This is a genomic window from Pseudomonas sp. I2 (assembly GCF_040984075.1).
Taxonomy (GTDB): domain Bacteria; phylum Pseudomonadota; class Gammaproteobacteria; order Pseudomonadales; family Pseudomonadaceae; genus Aquipseudomonas; species Aquipseudomonas guariconensis_B.
This window is the reverse complement of sequence record NZ_JBCGFQ010000069.1, coordinates 1-18,751: the sequence shown is the minus strand read 5'-3', so window position 1 is coordinate 18,751 and position 18,751 is coordinate 1. Positions and strand designations below refer to the sequence as shown.

Below are 18,751 nucleotides of genomic sequence, written 5' to 3'. Positions count from 1 at the left end.
GAAAAGCGCGATGAATCAATTTGCGATTCTGTACGGAGACCGGTTCATCAGGCCGACCTGGTGAGAATCAGGGCCTGCCTGACGGCAGGCCGTTACCGGCCCGCACACAAAAAATCTGACAGTCCCCAGCCCAGCCATTTTTACCTTCAGCGCTTGCCGAGAATCTTGCCCAGCATCTCCGGTCGCGGCGCGCCTTGCTGGCTCTGCAGGTTCCCTTGCTCATCCTGATAGAAGATCGCCGGCGTCGCCCGCAACCCCAACTCTTCCATAAACGCCAGATTCCCCTCCAGCTTGGTCTGCACAGCCTCCGGTATCGTGTCCAAGGCCTTGAGCGTGCTGGCCTTGCCCGCTTTCTCATGTTGCTCCAGCGCCTTGGCCGGGTCCTTGGCGGCGAGCAAGGCCGCCGACTTGCCTGGGCTGTCCTCGCGGATGATGCCGACCATGATATGGCGCAACTGCACCTTGCCCGACTCGACCCAGGGCCGTGCCTGCTGCCAGAACATGTTGCAGTACGGGCAGTTCGGGTCGCTGAACAGGTAGACGATGCGCGGCGCGTTGGCCTTGCCATCGGCGATCCAGGCGGTCTTTTCCATCTTCGCCCAGATAGCCTTGGTCATTGGGGCATACACCAGTTTTTCCAGCGGCTCTGCACTGAGGTCCTTGCCCTGTTCGTCGAACAGGCTGCCGACCAGCACATGTTTGCCGTCGGGAGTCAGGTACAGGGCGATGCCGTTGTTCTGGTATTCGGCGGCATAACCGCGCAAGCCGTTGGGGGCATCGAAGCTGCCCTTGATCACGGCGCCCTTGGCTTGTATCTGCTGGACCGCCTTGGGCAGTTCTTCGGCCTGCAAGGCCGGGGTCGCCAGCAGGGCCAGGCTCAGGGGCAGCAGTGCATTCAATCGCATGTCAGTTTCCTTGTGCGGCGGAGGAGGGCGCGGTGGCCCGTTCGAAGGGTTGCAGCGCATGGCGCAGGCTGGCACGGGACAGTTCGCCCAGGTGGCTGCCGACCAGCCGCCCTTCGGCGCTGTAGAACAGGGTGGTGGGCAGGGCCATGGAGCCGACCCGCTGGGCCAACTGGCCGCTGCCGTCGAACAGTACATGGGTCAGGCTCAAGCCGGTGGTGGCCAGGAACGTACTGACGTTCTCCGGCGTCTCGCCTTGGTTGACGAACAGGAAGGTCACCTGCGGGTAATCGTGCTGGGCCTGCTGCAGCACCGGCATCTCGCGTCGGCAGGGCGGGCACCAGGTGGCCCAGAGGTTGATCACCAGTGGCTTGCCACGGTAGTCGTGCAGCGCTACCGACTGCCCTGTGGCATTGCGCAGGCTTAGCGCCGGCAACTCGGTGCCCTTGCTGTAGAGGTGGCTGCCAAGGCTCGCCAGCCCCCAGAACAGCGCGCCGCTGAACAGCGCCCAGCCCAGCGGACGGCGCAGGCCCGGGTGGCGCCAGCCCTGCCACAGGGTGCCGAGCACGATGCCGATCAGGCCGGCCCAGAGCAGGAAGCCGCCGTCGCGAATGTCGATCACCTGCACAGGGTCGTCGCGGTACATCGGCCAGTAGGCCAGCACGAAGCCCAGGCGGGCGAACACCAGCCCCAGCAGGAACAAGTTGAACAGCGCCGACTCGGGGCTTTCGCCGCCGCGCCGGGCGACCCACCAGCCGACCAGGCTGGCGATCCCGAGAGCTGCGAGCAGCAGCAGGTGGTTGAGGGCCATGGTCAGCGGCCCCAGGGTCACGGTCAGCATCAGCCTTGGCTCCTGGTCTGTGTCCAGTGCTGCAGGAAGGTGGCGGCATCCACCTCGCCGGTGATGCGCCGGGCGCGGCGTTCCTCGCCTTCCGGGCCGATCCAGATCAGGCTGGGCGGGCCTGGCACCTGGTAGCGCTGCAACAGTTCGCGGCTCTGCGGGCTGTTGGCGGTGACGTCGAGGCGCACCAGGTGCACGTTGGCCAGGTCGGCCTGGACATCAGGCCGGGCAAATACCTGTTTTTCCATGACCTTGCACGCCACGCACCAGTCGGCATAGTAGTCCAGCATCACCCACTGGCCGCGCTCCCGGGCGGCGTCCAGTTCACGTTGCAGCGCCTCGGGGCGGTTGACCGTGACGAAGGCATCCTCGGCCTTGGCGTTCGCCACGGGGGCTCCGTTCCCCGCGAAGGGTTGCAGCGGTTGCCAGAGGTCGTCACCGCCGGCTGCGGCGCCGACCAGCAACAGGCCACCCCACAGGGCGCCGAGCAGCGGCATGGCGCGCAGCGCGGGCAGGCGGTGCAGGGCAGGCCAGGCGGCCCAGGCCAGGGCGATCAGCCAGGCGCCAGCGAGGGCCAGCAACAGCGTTGCCGGCAGCAGGCTGCGCAGGGTGTACAGGGCCATGGCGAGGAAGACGAAGCCGAACGAGCCCTTGACCAGGTTCATCCAGGCGCCGGGGCGCGGCAGGTAGCGATTGCCCAGGGTCACCAGCAACAGCAGCGGCACGCCCATGCCCAGGCCCAGGCTGAACAGCACCAGACCACCGTGCAGCATGTCGCCGCTCTGGGCGATATACAGCAGCGCACCGGCCAGCGGTGCGGTCATGCACGGCCCCAGCAGCAGGCCGGAGAGGGCGCCGAGCAGCGCTGCGCCATACAGGTTGCCACCACGGGTACCCTGGCCTGCGCGGTCGAGGCGGTCGCGCAGGGCCGCCGGCAGTTGCAGCTCGAAGGCGCCGAACATCGGCAATGCCAGGATCACGAACAACGCGGCCAGGCTGCCCAGCAGCCAAGGTTGCTGCAACCACGCCTGCAGGCTGGCGCCGAGCAGCGCGGCGACCACGCCCAGGGCCGCATAGACCAGGGCCATGCTCAGCACATAGACACCGGCCAGCACCCAGCCACGGCGGGCGCTGGCACCGTTGCCCAGGACCAGGCCGGCGAGGATCGGCAGCATCGGCAATGAGCACGGGGTGAAGGCCAGCAGCAGGCCGAGGCCGAAGAAGGCCAGCAGGCTCCAGGCCAGGCTGGCGTGCTGCAGGTCGCTGGCCAGGGCCTGGTCGCTGGCCAGCTCGGTGGTCGCCGGGGCTTGGCCGCCGAGTTCGATCACGGTGGTTTGCGGTGGGTAGCACAAGCCGGCGTCGGCGCAGCCCTGCCAGCCCAGGCGCAACTGGCCCTGGGCATTGGCGGGGAGCAGCAGCTCGAGCTGCTGGCGGTAGACGGCGCTGTCGCCGAAGAACTCGTCGTGGTGGTTCAGCGCCGGCGGGAGCTGCGGGTGCTGATCGGCGGGCAGGCCCTCGAACTTCAGGCGTTTTTGGTAGAGGTAATAGCCGTCCTGGATCTGGAAGTGCAGGCGCATCTGGCCGTCGGGCAGGCGATCGTGGCTCAGGACGAAAGCCTGGTCGACGGGTAGGAAATCCGGTTTGACCTCGAAGGGGTTGGCCTGGAGCGGGCCGGCCAGGAGGAATGTCAGCAAGAGCAGGAAAATGCGCATGTCTTCGCCTTGGCAGTGCAGTGAGGGGGCCCATGCTGGCCTGGGCTGATTAACCGAGGGTTAACCGGGTCCTACAGGCTGCCTTGTAGGACTGTTGGGTTCGGATGCTGGTCAGTTAAGCGGTATTGGAGCTGCTTTGCAGCCCCACTACCAACAATCACCCCAGCGCGACGAATCTCCCCGCCAGGCGTCATAATCCCCCCTTAATCCCCCCACTGTGCAATGCAAGCCAAGCTTCCCCACTGGAGAACCTCCCATGCACGTACTGCTCTGCGAGGACGACGACCTGATCGCCAGCGGCATCTGCGCCGGCCTCGCCGCCCAGGGCCTGACCGTGGACCGGGTGGCCAGCGCCGGTGCCGCGCGGGCGCTGCTGAAGGCCGCGCAGTTCGACGTGATGATCCTCGACCTGGGCCTGCCCGACGAAGATGGCCTCAGGCTCCTGCGCCGCCTGCGCCAGCAGGGCGAGACCCTGCCGGTGCTGGTGCTCACCGCCCGTGACGCGATCACCGACCGGGTCGATGGACTGCAGGCCGGCGCCGACGACTACCTGCTCAAGCCCTTCGACCTGCGCGAACTGGCCGCGCGCCTGCACACCCTGCTGCGCCGCGTGGCCGGACGGGCGGTGAACGTCATCGAGCACGGCCCGTTGCGCTACGACCCCAGCAGTTGCGAGGCGACCCTCGCCGGCCAACCGGTGGACCTGTCCCGACGCGAGCAGGCGCTGCTCCAGGCCCTGCTGCAGAACCCCGGCCGGGTGCTCTCCAGCGAGCAGCTCAAGGACTGCGTCTACGGTTTCAGCGACGAAGTCGAGAGCAACGCCCTCAACGTGCATATCCACCACCTGCGCCGCAAGCTCGGCAACAGCATCGTCGAGACCGTGCGTGGCCTGGGCTATCGCCTCGGGCCGGCCCAGGCCTCCCAGGAGACCACCCCATGAGCCTGCGTGCACGCCTCTCGCTGATCCTGGGCAGCGCCTTCGTCATCATCTGGGTGCTCGCCGCCGCGTGGATGCTGCGCGACCTGCGCCAGCAGATGATGTTCTCCCTCGACCAGCGCCTGGTGGCCTCGGCGCGTATGGTCGCCGGCTTGATCGACCAGTTGCCGCAGCCGCTGACGGCCAAGGGCGAAGACGCACATTTTTCTGCCGACCAGCTCAGCGTGCCGGACGGCATGGCCTGCCAGGTCAGTTCCCTGCGCGGCGAAATCCTCGCCAGCAACCACAAGCACGACGGGGCCATGGACGACCAGAGCAGCGGCTTCCGTGACCAGTCCATCGATGGCGCGTCCTGGCGCACCTTCACCTACAACCATGGCGATGTGCGCATCACCACCGCCGATCGCCACCTGGAGCGCGAGGCGCTCAACCGTTCGATCCTCCTGGCAGCCTCGGCGCCGGTGCTGATGGCCCTGCTCGGCAGCCTGGGGCTGCTGTGGATCGGCGTCGGCAAGGGCCTGGAGCCGCTCAACCGGATGCGTGACGCCCTGCGCCGGCGCCGCGCCGACAGCGTCGAGCCGTTGCAGGTGACCGGCATGCCCAGCGAACTCCAGCCGCTGCTCGAGACGCAGAACCAGTTGTTCCTGCGCATCGCCCAGACCATCGAGCGCGAACGGCGCCTGACCGACGACGCGGCCCACGAGCTGCGCAGCCCGCTGACCGCGATCAAGACCCACCTGCAAGTCGCGCGCATGACCGACGGCACGGTTCGCGAGCAGGCGCTGGAACACGCGGAGCAGGGGGCCGATCGTATGCACCGCACCCTGGAACAGTTGCTGATGCTGGCCCGGGTGGAGGGTAGCCTGTCGTTCGAAGATGGCGTGCAATGCAGCGCCGAGCAGGTGGCGCGCCAAGCGGTGCAGGATGCTGGCGGAGGCGACAACCGGCGCATCGTCCTGCGCCTGCCGGAGGAGGCTGCCCAGGTCTACCTGGGCATGCCCGCGCCGCTGGCGGTAGCGGCCTTGCGCAACCTGCTGGACAACGCCCTGCGCCATGGCGGCGATACCGCCGTGGAGCTGGAGGTGCAGGCGGCCGACGGGCAGGTGGGCTTTTTGGTTCGCGACCATGGGCCGGGCATCGCCGAGGAGGACCTGCAGCACCTGACCGAGCGTTTCTGGCGCCATGGCCAGAGTGGCGGCTGTGGCCTGGGCCTGGCGATCGTCCAGGCGATCGTGCAGCGCTGTGCTGGCAGCCTGCGCTTCGACAGCCGCAGCGATGGGCTGCGGGTATGGCTGCAGGTGCCGGCGCGTCACTGACGGTGTCGCGCCCCTTCGCGGGCTTGCCCGCGAAGGGGCCACACAAATCCTGTAACAACTGCTAAATCCTCGCCCCGCTGAAGCGTTTTTCAAGCGATGACAACCCGACACACATCCGGCTCCAGGGGCGTGGCGGGCACTTTCGCTTGCTTGCGAGGATTTTTCCGATGTCGACCGCTTCCAGCCTTGCCCAGGTCCTGCCGGCCACTGCGCCGCAGGCGCTGTACGAATTCGAGGATTCACCCCTGTTGCAGCGCCAGCAGCAACAGGAATCCAACGCCCGCAGCTACCCCCGGCGTATTCCTCTGGCCCTCAAGCGCGCCCGTGGCATCCATGTCGAGGATGTCGAGGGCCGTCAGTTCATCGACTGCCTGGCGGGGGCGGGGACCTTGGCCCTGGGCCACAACCACCCTGTGGTGATCGAGGCGATCCAGCGCGTGCTGGCCGACGAACTGCCGCTGCACACCCTGGACCTGACCACGCCGGTCAAGGATCGCTTCGTCCAGGACCTGTTCGGTGTGCTGCCCGAGGCACTGCGCCGTGAGGCGAAGGTGCAGTTCTGTGGCCCCACCGGTACCGACGCCGTGGAGGCGGCGCTCAAGCTGGTGCGCAGTGCCACCGGGCGCAGCACGGTGCTGGCATTCCAGGGGGCCTACCATGGCATGAGCCAGGGCGCGTTGAGCCTGATGGGCAGCCATGGCCCCAAGCAGCCGTTAGGTGCCTTGCTCGGCAACGGTGTGCAATTCATGCCGTATCCCTACGATTACCGTTGCCCGTTTGGCCTGGGCGGCGAAGCCGGGGTCAAGGCTGGCCTGCATTACCTGGAGAACCTGTTGCTCGACCCTGAAGGCGGTGTACCGCTGCCGGCAGCGGTGATCCTGGAGGTGGTGCAGGGCGAGGGCGGGGTGATCCCGGCCGATATCGAATGGCTCAAGGGGGTGCGCCGTATCACCGAGCAAGCCGGGGTGGCGCTGATCGTCGACGAGATCCAGAGCGGCTTCGCCCGTACCGGGCGGATGTTCGCCTTCGAGCACGCCGGCATCGTCCCGGACGTGGTCACCCTGTCCAAGGCCATCGGCGGCAGCCTGCCGCTGGCGGTGGTGGTCTACCGCGACTGGCTGGACACCTGGAAGCCAGGTGCCCATGCCGGTACGTTCCGTGGCAACCAGATGGCCATGGCCGCGGGCTCGGCGGTGATCAATTATTTGGTCGAGCATCGCCTGGCCGAGCATGCCGAGGCCATGGGGCAGCGGTTGCGTGGGCATTTGCAGCGCCTGCAGCGGGACTATCCGCAGTTGGGTGATATTCGTGGCCGGGGCTTGATGCTGGGGGTGGAGCTGATCGACCCGCAAGGCCAGCCCGATGCGCTGGGCCACCCACCGGCTAACCGCGACTTGGCGCCGAAGGTGCAGCGCGAGTGCCTCAAGCGCGGCCTGATCCTGGAGCTGGGCGGGCGGCGTGGCGCGGTGGTGCGTTTCCTGCCGCCGCTGATCATCAGTGGCGAACAGATCGACGAGGTGGCGCAGCGCTTTGCCGAGGCGTTGATAGCGGCGGTCTGAACCATTGCCGGGGGCGCAAAGCGCCCCCGGCTATCTCAAGTCAATCAAAGGTCCGCCCGGCCCGCCAATAGCCCATCAGGGTCAGGCACTCTCGTTGCAACCCGCGCTCCTTGATCAGATGCCGGCGAATATCCATTACTGTCGCCGATTCCCCCGCGACCCAGGCATGGAACGCACTCTTGGCACTACTGGCCTGCTCCCACAGTATTCGTGTGTCGATATCCACCTCTTCCAGCTTTACCCGCGACGCGGCCTGCCCTTGAGGCAGGCTGGCCAGTTCGCGCGCCGCATGCTGCATGGCCTGGCCATGCGCGCAGCCCAGCAGCTCGCGCGGCAGCCAATGCAGTTCGGCGGCATCGCCATGGCGCAGATCCAGGCAATCAGCTTCCAACGGCACCTCGATGAACGCCTGCACCGCAAGCTCGGGCTGGGTCTCTGCCAGTTGCTCAAGGATGCCGGCAATCGCCGGAAGTGCCGTTTCGTCACCCACCAGCAGTACGTTGCGCACCCCCTGAGGTGGCTTCCATTCATAACCGCCGGGGTCGCCGGCATAGGCTAGGTTGGGCGCGACCATCTGCAGGCGGTCACCCACCTGGGCATGGGTGGCCCAAGCCGAAGCAGGGCCGTTGACGCCATGCAGCACGAAATCTACGTCGACTTCCAGTGCTTCCCGACGCAGCGCGCGGATGGTGTAGGTACGCATGGGTGGGCGCTGTGCTGGCGGCAAGGCGCTGTGCGCCGTTTTCCAGTGGGCATCGGCGGGAAGTACAGGCAGCGAACCATCTGGGGCGGGAAAGAACAGCTTGACCCGTTGGTCGGGGGCCAGGGTGGCCATCTGGGCCACATCCGGGCCGGTGAACACCAGGCGTGCAAGTGATGGGGAAAGGGTGATGCGTTGCTTGAGCTGCAGGTCGAACACGCGGTAGGCGCTGGCAGCCGGGCTGTGGCTGCCGACCAGGCGGCGCAGGCCTTGCTGGAGCGCCTGGGTAATGCGGGCGGGGCTGGACATGCGAAGGTCCTCTTGCAGGGCGGCTTTCTCGGTAAACGAGCCGCCGCGACGGCAAATTAACGCCTCGCTGTTGGCTTGTCGGCCACGCCCGAGATTGACCCAGAAATTCACCGACAACGATGAGTGAGGTAAATCGAAGGGTTGGCCGTGGAATGTGGTGTGTCTGCAACTGCCGTCAGGGGCGCGGTGGCATTAATTTTTTTCAGGTTGTATCCGTTTCGTAGGGATAGCCGGGCCCCGCCCGATACCTCACTCGTACGGAAGCAATCTGATGAATGCCGAAAAGTCCCTGCTACTGGCCCGCCGTTTCATTGAACTGCCGCAGGAGAAACGCGGCGTGTTCCTCGAGACCCTGGCCAGGGAGGGCATCGACTTTTCCCAGTTCCCCATTCCGGCCGGGGTCCAGGCGCCGGACCGCCAAGGGTTGTCCTATGCCCAGCAGCGCATGTGGGTACTTTGGCAGATGGACCCCCAGGGCGGCGCCTACAACCTGCCAGGCGCGGTGCGTCTGACCGGGCAACTGGACGAGTCCGCGCTGGAGCAGGCGTTCGCCAGCCTGCTGGCGCGTCACCAGAGCCTGACCACAGTATTCGAGGTCCAGCCTGACGACAGTCTGCTCCAGGTCTATCGCCCGGTCGGCGAGGCCTTGATCGAGCGTGTCGACCTGCGTCAGTGGGATGAGGCCGAGTGCCAAGCGCAGGTGCGTGCCGAAGCCGAGGCCGAGTCATTGCGTCCATTCGACCTGGCGCAAGGGCCGCTGCTGCGCGTGCGTCTGCTGCGCCTGGCCGAGCAGGAACATGTGCTGCTGTTGACCCTGCATCACATTGTTTCCGACGGTTGGTCGATGAACGTGCTGATCGACGAATTCAGCCGCTGCTACGACGCCTTCGCCGCTGGCCATGCGCCGCAACTGCCGGACCTGCCGATCCAGTACGTCGACTATGCCCTGTGGCAGCGCCGCTGGCTGGAAGCCGGCGAACTGGCACGGCAGCTGGCGTACTGGCAGGCGCAGTTGGGCGATGAGCAGCCCGTGCTCGAGCTGCCCTTGGATAATGCCCGTCCGGCGACCCCGAGCTTCAGCGGCGAGCGCCGCTCGTTCGCGGTCGATGCGGCCTTGGCCGAGCGGCTGCGCGGCTTCGCCCGCCAGCATAACCTCACGCCGTTCATGGTCATGCTTGGCGCGTTCGGCTTGCTCCTGCAACGCTATACCGGCCAGCCCGACCTGCGTATCGGCAGCCCGGTGGCCAACCGCAACCGCGCCGAAGTCGAAGGGCTGATCGGTTTGTTCGTCAACACCCAGGTGTTGCGTGTGCGGCCGGACGCGCACCTCGATGTGCTGGCCTACCTGCAAGGCATCAAGCAGGTCGTACTCGGTGCCCAGGCGCACCAGGACCTGCCGTTCGAACGCCTGGTCGAGGCGCTCAAGGTCGAGCGCAGCCTGAGCCATGCGCCGCTGTTCCAGGTGATGTACAACCACCAGCCGCAGGTCGCCGACCTGGCCACCGTGACCCTGGCCTCGGGGCTGCAACTGTCGCCCCTGGCATGGCGTAGCCGCACCACCCAGTTCGACCTGAGCCTGGACACCTACGAGCAGGGTGGCACCCTGCACGCCGCCTTCACCTACGCCAGCGACCTGTTCGAGGCCGCCACCATCGAACGCATGGCGACACACTGGCAGGCCCTGCTGCAGGCCCTGGTCAGCCAGCCGCACAGCGCGCTGTGGCAGCTGCCGATGCTCGATGACGCCAGCCGTCGCACAGTGCTGGAGGATTGGAACGCCACCGCCCGCGATTATCCGCTCGGGCGCGGCGTGCACCAGCTGTTCGAGGATCAGGTGCGCCACGCGCCAGACGCCCCGGCGCTGGTGTTCGGTGATACCGCGCTCAGCTATGCGCAGCTCGATGCCCGCGCCAACCGCCTGGCTCACTTCCTGCGCGCGCAAGGCGCCGGAGCCGACAGCCTGGTGGGTATCAGCGTGCTGCGCAGCGTAGAAATGGTCGTCGGGCTGATGGCGATCCTCAAGGCCGGCGCGGCCTACGTGCCGCTGGATCCGGAATACCCCGAGGAGCGCCTGGCCTATATGATCGAGGACAGCGGCATTCGCCTGCTGCTGACCCAGCAGGCGCTGCAGGGCAGCCTGCCGGTGCCCGGTGACGTGCAGTGCATCGCCCTGGACCAACTAACGCTGGACGACCAGCCAGACAGCCCGCCCCAGGTGGCGAACGACCCACGGCAGCTGGCCTATGTCATCTATACCTCCGGCTCCACCGGCCGACCGAAAGGCGCTGGCAACAGCCATGAAGCCCTGGCCAACCGCCTGCACTGGATGCAGGAAGCCTATGGCCTGGGTGCCGGTGACACGGTGCTGCAGAAGACCCCGTTCAGCTTCGACGTCTCGGTCTGGGAGTTCTTCTGGCCGCTGATGACCGGTGCTCGGCTGGCCGTGGCCGCACCCGGTGACCACCGGGATCCGGCGCGCCTGATCGAGACCATTCGTCGCCATCAGGTCAGCACCCTGCATTTCGTGCCCTCGATGCTCCAGGCCTTCATCCACGAGCCCGGTGTCGAGACCTGCGACAGCCTGCGCCGCATCGTCTGCAGCGGCGAGGCATTGCCGGTGGACGCGCAGCTGCAGGTGTTCGGCAAGCTGCCGGCGGCGGCGCTGTACAACCTCTACGGCCCCACCGAGGCGGCCATCGACGTCACGCACTGGACCTGCATCGACGAAGGCCGCGACAGCGTGCCCATCGGCCAGCCCATCGCCAACATCCGCACCTATGTGCTCGATGCTGGCCTCGAGCCGGTGGCGCCGGGCGTTGCCGGCGAACTCTATCTGGGTGGCATTGGCCTGGCCCGTGGTTACCACCGGCGTCCGGGGTTGACCGCCGAGCGCTTCGTTGCCGACCCCTTCGTTGCCGGACAGCGTCTGTACCGTACCGGCGACCGGGTTCGCCAGCGTGTGGATGGCGTGATCGAGTACTTGGGGCGTTTCGATCATCAAGTGAAAATCCGTGGCCTGCGCATCGAACTGGGCGAGATCGAGGCGCGCCTGGCCCAGCATGCCTGGGTGCGCGAGGCCGTGGTGTTGGCGCTGGACGGCAAGCAACTGGTGGCCTACCTGGTGCTCGACGAAACGCCAGACGGCTGGCAGCAAGGGCTCAAGGACTGGCTGCTGCAGGCACTACCGGAATTCATGGTGCCCAGCCACCTGATGCCGTTGGAGCACTTCCCGCTGACCCCCAACGGCAAGCTTGACCGCAAGGCCCTGCCGCAACCGGATGCCGCTCCGCGCGGCGCCTACGTGGCGCCGCAAACCGATGTGCAGCGTACCCTGGCGCAGGTCTGGAGCGAGGTGCTGGGCGTGGCCGAGGTCGGTCTGGACGACAACTTCTTCGAGCTGGGCGGCGATTCGATCATCGCCATCCAGGTGGTTGGCCGCGCTCGACGCCAGGGCCTGCAGTTCAGCCCGCGCGACCTGTTCCAGTTCCAGACCGTGCGCGGCCTGGCCGGCGCGGTCGGACGCCAGCCATCGTTAACGGTTGAGCAGGCGCCGGCCACCGGCGAGGTGGCGCTTAGCCCTGTGCAGCGACATTTCTTCGAACAGGCCATTGCGGTCCGCCAGCACTGGAATCAATCATTGCTGCTCGGCGCCCGGCAACCGTTGCAGGCCCAGGCGCTGGTCGATGCCTTGGGCGATGTGGTCAACCACCATGACGCCCTGCGGCTGCGCTTCGAGCCCGCCGCCGAAGGCTGGCGGCAGCACTATGGCGCGCCGGTCGCGCAGGTCGAGCTGTGGCAGCGCCAGGCTGCGGATGCCCAGGCGCTGACGACGCTCTGCGACGATGCCCAGCGTAGCCTCGACCTGGGCAGTGGACCGCTGTTGCGCGCCATGCTGGTCGACTTGCCGCAAGGCGAGCAGCGCCTGTTGCTGGTCATCCACCACCTGGTGGTCGACGGCGTGTCCTGGCGTATTCTCCTGGAGGACCTGGAGCAGGCTTATGCCCAGCGCCTGGCCGGGCAGCCGCTGTCGCTGGCGCCGCGCACCAGCAGCTACCAGGCCTGGTCTGCGCAACTGCACGAGCAGGTGCCGGCGTTCCTTGGACAATTGCCCTACTGGCAAGCGCAGCGCGGCGATGGCGCACTGCCGTGCGACAGGCCGGACGCGCCGGTGAGCAACCGCCATGGGGCCAAACTGGCGTCGCGTCTGTCCCGCGAGCGCACCCGTCAGTTGCTGCAGGTCGCGCCCGCAGCCTATCGCACCCAGGTCAACGACCTGCTGCTGACCGCCCTGGCACGTGTCATCTGCCAATGGAGCGGCAGCCAGGCGGCGCTGGTGCAGCTGGAGGGGCATGGCCGCGAAGAGCTGTTCGACGGCATCGACCTGACCCGCAGCGTCGGCTGGTTCACCAGTCTCTATCCGCTGCGCCTGGCCCCACGCGCCGATCATGGCGACTCGATCAAGGCCATCAAGGAACAGCTGCGCGCGGTGCCGGACAAAGGCATGGGCTACGGCGTACTGCGTTACCTGGGTGACGCCTCGGTGCGCGAGGCCCTGGCGACGCTCGACGCGCCGCGCATCACCTTCAACTATCTGGGCCAGTTCGACAGCCAGTTCGATGCCCAGGCCTTGCTGGCGCCGGCCACCGAGCGCGGTGGCGACGGCCAGGACCCGGACGCACCGCTGGCCAACTGGCTGACCCTGGAAGGGCAGGTCTACAACGGCGAGCTGTCGCTGCAATGGGGCTTCAGCCTGGCGATGTTCGACACCGACACGATCCAGGCGCTGGCCACGGCCTATGACCAGGAGCTGGAGGCGCTCATCGAGCACTGCCTGGGCGTGCCTGCCGGGCAACCGTCGCCGTCGGACTTCCCGTTGGCGCGTATTACTCAGGCGCAACTGGATGCATTGCCGGTGCCCGGCCACGAGATCGAAGACCTCTACCCGTTGTCGCCCATGCAGCAGGGCATGTTCTTCCACTCGCTGTATGAAACCCAGGGCGGCGCCTACATCAACCAGTTGCGCCTGGATATCGGCGGCCTGGACCTGGAACGCTTCGGCGAGGCCTGGCAGGCGGCCCTGGCGCGTCACGAGATCCTGCGCAGCAGCATTCACTGGCAGGGCCTGGACAGTGCCCACCAGATCGTCCAGCGTCAGTTGCCACTGCCGCTGCGCATCGTCGACGAACCTGCGGCAGACCTTGATGCACTGGCTCGGGCCGAGCACGAAGCGGGTTTCGACCTGTCCCGCGCACCCTTGTTCAGGCTGCTGCTGGTGCGTACCGGGGCCGACGACTGGCACCTGGTCTACACCTGCCATCACATCCTCCTGGATGGCTGGAGCAATGCCCAGCTACTGGCCCAGGTGATCCAGCACTACGTCGGCGAGCGGACGTCAGCGCCGGCCGGCCGTTTCCATGATTACCTGGCGTGGCTGCAACGCCAGGACGCCAGTGCCGGCGAGCGTTTCTGGAAAGCCCGTCTCGGCGCCTTGCAGGCGCCGACGCTGCTCGCCCAGGCCCTGCGTCGCCCCGCCGACGCGCAAGGCGAGGGTGAGTACCTCGTCCGCCTCGACGCCGCGCAGACCGCCGAACTGGAGCGTTTTGCCCGTCAGCACAAGGTGACCTTGAACACGCTGTTCCAGGCGGCCTGGGGCCTGTTGCTACAGCGCCTGACCGGGCAAGCCTGCGTGGCCTTCGGCGCCACGGTGTCCGGACGCTCGGCGCCATTGCCGGGCATCGACGACCAGCTCGGGTTGTTCATCAATACCTTGCCGGTGCTGATCGATGCCGCGCCTGATCGCCAGGTGGCCGGTTACCTGGCCGACGTGCAGGACTTCAACCTGGGCCTGCGTGAATTCGAGCATGTGCCGCTGTATGCCATCCAGGGGTGGGCTGGCCAGCAGGGCGCGGCGCTGTTCGACAGCCTGCTGGTGTTCGAGAACTTCCCGGTGGCCGAGGTTCTGCGCCAGGGCGCGCCTGCCGGCCTGCGTTTCGGCGCGGTGAGCAATCACGAGCGCACCCACTACCCGCTGACCATCGGCATCGAGCTCGGTGATGGGGTGAGCCTGGCGTTCGGCTACGACCCTGCGCTGTTCGCGGCAGAGCAGGTGGGTCAGCTGTGCGCCGGGCTACGCCAGGTGCTGGCGCAGATGGTCGCCACGCCGGCGGCGCCGGTAGGCGCGCTGGGCCTGCTCGACGATCAGGGGCAGGCCGAGGTGCTTGGCTTCAGCCAAGGCCGCGCGCTGGCGTTGCCGAGCCAGGAACTGGTTCACCAGCGTATCGCGGCACAGGCCGCGCGCCAGCCACAGGCCTTGGCCTTGCAATGTGGCGAGCTGCGCCTGAGCTATGGCCAGCTCGATGGCCAGGCCAATCGCCTGGCGCATGCACTGATCGCCGAGGGTGTACGCCCCGGCCAGCGTGTCGGCCTGGCCCTGCGCCGTGGCCCGCAGCTGATCGTCAGCCTGCTTGCCGTGCTCAAGAGCGGCGCGACCTATGTGCCGCTGGATCCGCAGTATCCGCATGAACGGCTGGCCTACATGATCGAGGACAGCCGTCTGGACCTGTTGTTGTGCGACGACGGCCTGCTGGTCGAGTTGGCGCTGCCGGCGGGGCTGCGCCGCCTGGAGCTGGGGATGTTGGGCGAGCAGGTCGCGCAGTGTGGCGACCACGACCCGGATGTGCAGGTCGCCGCCGAGCAGCTCGCCTATGTCATCTACACCTCCGGTTCCACCGGGCGCCCGAAGGGGGTGGCGATCAGTCATGCGGCACTGCGCGAGTTCAGCTACAGCGCCACCGGCTACTCCCGCCTTGAGCGCGACGACCGGGTGCTGCAGTTCGCCACTTTCAGTTTCGACGGCTTCGTCGAGCAGTGCTATCCGCCGCTGTGTGTCGGCGCCGCGCTGATCATGCGTGGCGAGGAACTGTGGGACGCCGATCAGCTGGCGCGGTTGATTGTCGAGCAGGGCGTGACCCTGGCCGACCTGCCGGCCGCCTACTGGCACATGCTGGCCAAGACTTGCGCGGCGCGGCCGGGCCACGGCCTGGGCAAGCTGCGTCAGGTGCACGTGGGCGGCGAGGCCATGTCGGTGGAAGGGTTGCGCCTGTGGCATGCGGCGGGGCTGGGCGGGATCCGCCTGGTCAACACCTATGGCCCGACCGAGGCGACGGTGGTCTCCAGCGTGCATGACTGCCGCCTGGAAGATGCGCAGGACGCGTATGGCGTGCCGATCGGCCAAGCCATCGCCGGCCGCTCGCTGTATGTGCTGGACAGTGCCGGCCAGCTGTTGCCCAGCGATGGCGTCGGCGAGCTGTGCATCGGTGCGCCGAACTGCCTGGCGCAGCAATACTTCGACCGCCCGGGGTTGACCGCCGAGCGTTTCCTGCCGGATCCCTTCGCCGAACAGCCTGGCGCACGCCTGTACCGTAGCGGCGACCTGGCGCGTTATACCCAGGCCGGGGTACTGGAGTACGTAGGGCGTATCGATCATCAGGTGAAGATTCGCGGCATGCGTATCGAGATGGGCGAGATCGAGGCCTGCCTGCAAGGGCTGGCGTCGGTGCGCGAGGCGGCGGTGCTGGCCCTCGCCGGGCCGACCGGGCCGCAACTGGTGGCCTACCTGGTCGCTGCTCAGGCCACGCCGTCCGCTGACTGGCTGCAGGGCGTACGGGCTGCCTTGGGCCAGGCGCTGCCTGACTACATGATCCCCGCCCACCTGCTGGTGCTGGAACGGCTGCCGTTGAACAACAACGGCAAGCTCGACCGCGCGGCCTTGCCGGCGCCGGACTTCAGTGCCGCCCTGCAGGTCTACGAAGCGCCGCGCACGCCGTTGCAAGCACAACTGGCGACGATCTGGGCGCAGGCCTTGCAGGTCGAGCGCGTCGGCCTTGCCGACAGTTTCTTCAGCCTTGGTGGCCACTCGTTGCTGGCGACCGAGGTCATCGCGCGCATTCGCCAAGGGCTCGGGCTTGAAGTGCCCCTGCGGCAGCTGTTCGAGCAGCCGACCCTGGGGGCTTTCGCCGACCGTTGCGCCGAGCTGGGCCAGGGAGCGGCAGCGGCGATTGCGGTATTGCCGCGCACGCCTGCGATGGCCGTGTCCTATGCCCAGGAGCGCCAGTGGTTCCTCTGGCGGCTGGACCCACAGAGCGCCGCCTACAACGTTCCGGCGGCGTTGCGTGTGCGGGGGCCGCTCGAGTTGTCAGCGTTGCAGTCGGCATTCGACCGGGTCATCGCCCGTCACGAGTCATTGCGCACCACCTTCGATGACACCACGGGGATGCTGCGACAGCATATTCATCCGCACCTGGCGCTGCCAATCGTGATCGAGCACCCAGGCGAGCTGGACGATGCGGCGCTGGCGGCTTGGGTCGATGCCCAGGTGCGGGCGCCATTCGACCTGGTGCGAGGGCCGTTGCTGCGGGTCAAGTTGCTGGCCATGGGCGAGCAGGATCATGTGCTGGTCATCGTCCAGCATCATATCGTTTCCGACGGCGCGTCCCTGGAGGTGTTGGTCGAAGAGCTGCTGCAGGGCTACCACGGCGAGCACAGTGCGCCGTTGCCTGTGCAGTACGCCGACTACGCGGCCTGGCAGCGCCAGTGGCTAGACGGTGGCGAGCGTGCGCGCCAGCTCGATTACTGGATGGCGCAGCTGGGCGGTGAGCAGGTCGTGCTCGAGCTGCCGTTCGACCGGCCACGCCCGGCTCAACGGCGCCTGCGTGGTGCCCGCCTGGACTTCCCGCTCGAGGCTGAACTGAGCCATGGCCTGCAACAGCTGGCCAAGACTCAGGATGCTTCCTTGTTCATGTTGCTGCTGGCAGCGTTCCAGGCCTTGCTGCACCGCTACAGCGGCCAGGCCGACATCCGCGTCGGCGTACCGGTGGCCAACCGCACTCGGGCTGAAACCGAGCGGCTGATCGGTTTCTTCGTCAATACCCAGGTGATGCGTGCCGAGGTCGATGGCGGGCAGGGCTTTGACGTCCTGTTGCGCCAGACCCGGCAGGCGGCGCTGCAGGCCCAGGCCCACCAGGACCTGCCGTTCGAGCAACTGGTCGAGGCCCTGGCACCGGAACGCAATCTTAGCCACAGCCCCGTGTTCCAGGTGCTGTTCAACCACCAGTACGCTGCGCGCGCCGAGCGGAACTGGGGTGACCTGCGTGTCGAGCCGCTGCATTGGGACAGTGCCACGGCGCAGTTCGACCTGGTGCTGGATACCAGCGAGACCGCGCAGGGGCTGATGGTTTCCCTGGCATACGACACCGACCTGTTCGAGCGCTCGACCATCGAGCGGCTGTCGACCCACTTCATCAATCTGTTGCAAGGCATCGTCGAGCAACCGCAACAACCGGTGGCCGAACTGCCATTGCTGGCGGCCGCCGAGCGCGAGCGCACCCTGGTCACGTGGAACGCCACCGCTGAAAGCTACCCGCTGGAGCAGAGCATCCAGCAACTGATCGAGGCCCAGGTGCAGCGCACCCCGGATGCCCCGGCGCTGGCCTTCGGCGAGACGCGCCTGAGCTACGCCCAGCTCAACGCCCGCGCCAACCGCCTGGCCCATCGCCTGATCGCCCTGGGTGTCGGCGCGGATGTGCTGGTGGGCATCGCGGTGGAGCGTTCGGTGGAGATGGTGGTCGGTTTGCTGGCCATCCTCAAGGCCGGTGGCGCCTACGTGCCGCTGGACCCGGAATACCCCGAAGACCGCCTGCGCTACATGATCGAGGACAGCGGCGTGCAACTGCTGCTGACCCAGAGCCACCTGCAACTGCCGCTGGCCGCAGGCGTGCAGACCCTGGCGCTGGACCTGGAGCCGGGCGCCGATGACGCGCGCAACCCGAACGTGGCGGTGGCCCCTGAAAACCTGGCCTATGTGATCTACACCTCCGGCTCCACAGGCCGGCCGAAAGGCGCGGGCAACCGCCATTCGGCCTTGGTCAACCGACTGTGCTGGATGCAGCAGGCCTATCGACTGGATGCCCGCGACAGCGTGCTGCAGAAAACGCCGTTCAGCTTCGACGTGTCGGTGTGGGAGTTCTTCTGGCCTTTGATGACCGGTGCGCGACTGGTGGTTGCCGCGCCGGGTGATCATCGCGACCCGGCCCGTCTGGTCGAGCTGATCACTACCGAGCAGATCACCACGCTGCACTTCGTGCCGTCGATGCTCCAGGCGTTCCTGCAAGACAGCGGCGTGCCGCGCTGCACCAGCCTTGCGCGCATCGTCTGCAGTGGCGAAGCGCTGCCGGCCGATGCCCAGCAGCAGGTGTTCGCCAAGCTGCCGAAGGCCGGCCTGTACAACCTGTACGGCCCGACCGAGGCGGCCATCGACGTGACCCACTGGACCTGCCGCGAGGAAGGGCGTGACAGCGTGCCGATCGGCGAGCCGATCGCCAACCTGGCCTGCTACATCCTCGACGCCGAGCTGCAACCGGTGCCGGTGGGCGTGCTGGGCGAGCTGTACCTGGCCGGCGCAGGCCTGGCGCGCGGCT

The 18,751-nt window shown here is 67.3% G+C and carries 8 protein-coding genes; 4 read left to right on the top strand and 4 right to left on the bottom strand.

Annotated elements, in window-relative coordinates; translation table 11 throughout:
• Positions 1-146: 146 nt before the first annotated feature.
• Genes dsbG through dsbD form a run of 3 tightly spaced genes read right to left on the bottom strand, consistent with a single transcriptional unit; the run spans position 147 to position 3,455 of the window.
• Complete coding sequence (gene dsbG / locus WCE05_RS23995) at positions 147-905, bottom strand: thiol:disulfide interchange protein DsbG (protein ID WP_225789870.1); 759 nt, start codon at positions 903-905, stop codon at positions 147-149.
• 1 nt (position 906) lies between these two features.
• Entirely contained in the window at positions 907-1,743 is an 837-nt protein-coding gene (locus WCE05_RS23990; protein ID WP_225789869.1) for a TlpA family protein disulfide reductase, read from the bottom strand.
• Complete coding sequence (gene dsbD / locus WCE05_RS23985; protein WP_253080426.1) at positions 1,743-3,455, bottom strand: protein-disulfide reductase DsbD; 1,713 nt, start codon at positions 3,453-3,455, stop codon at positions 1,743-1,745. The genes WCE05_RS23990 and dsbD overlap by 1 nt, the downstream gene beginning before the upstream one ends.
• A 256-nt stretch (positions 3,456-3,711) precedes the next feature.
• Between dsbD and WCE05_RS23980 the strand changes: the two genes are divergently transcribed.
• From WCE05_RS23980 to WCE05_RS23970, 3 genes are all read left to right on the top strand, one after another.
• Positions 3,712-4,395 (top strand): response regulator transcription factor, encoded by a 684-nt coding sequence (locus WCE05_RS23980; protein ID WP_225789867.1) that lies wholly within the window; start codon positions 3,712-3,714, stop codon positions 4,393-4,395.
• On the top strand, positions 4,392-5,708 hold the full coding sequence (locus WCE05_RS23975) for an ATP-binding protein (protein WP_225789866.1): 1,317 nt from the start codon (positions 4,392-4,394) through the stop codon (positions 5,706-5,708). Before WCE05_RS23980 ends, WCE05_RS23975 begins: the two co-directional genes overlap by 4 nt.
• 167 nt (positions 5,709-5,875) lie before the next feature.
• Positions 5,876-7,267: an aspartate aminotransferase family protein gene (locus tag WCE05_RS23970; RefSeq protein ID WP_368816703.1), complete on the top strand. Its 1,392-nt coding sequence runs from the start codon at positions 5,876-5,878 to the stop codon at positions 7,265-7,267.
• A gap of 40 nt (positions 7,268-7,307) precedes the next feature.
• On the opposite strand, the gene WCE05_RS23965 is transcribed toward WCE05_RS23970, so the two are convergent.
• Positions 7,308-8,276 (bottom strand): siderophore-interacting protein, encoded by a 969-nt coding sequence (locus WCE05_RS23965; protein ID WP_368816702.1) that lies wholly within the window; start codon positions 8,274-8,276, stop codon positions 7,308-7,310.
• A gap of 271 nt (positions 8,277-8,547) precedes the next feature.
• On the opposite strand from WCE05_RS23965, the gene WCE05_RS23960 reads away from it, so the two are divergent.
• Positions 8,548-18,751, top strand: a 10,204-nt coding sequence (locus tag WCE05_RS23960; protein ID WP_368816701.1) for an amino acid adenylation domain-containing protein, incomplete at its 3' end; no start/stop codon positions are given.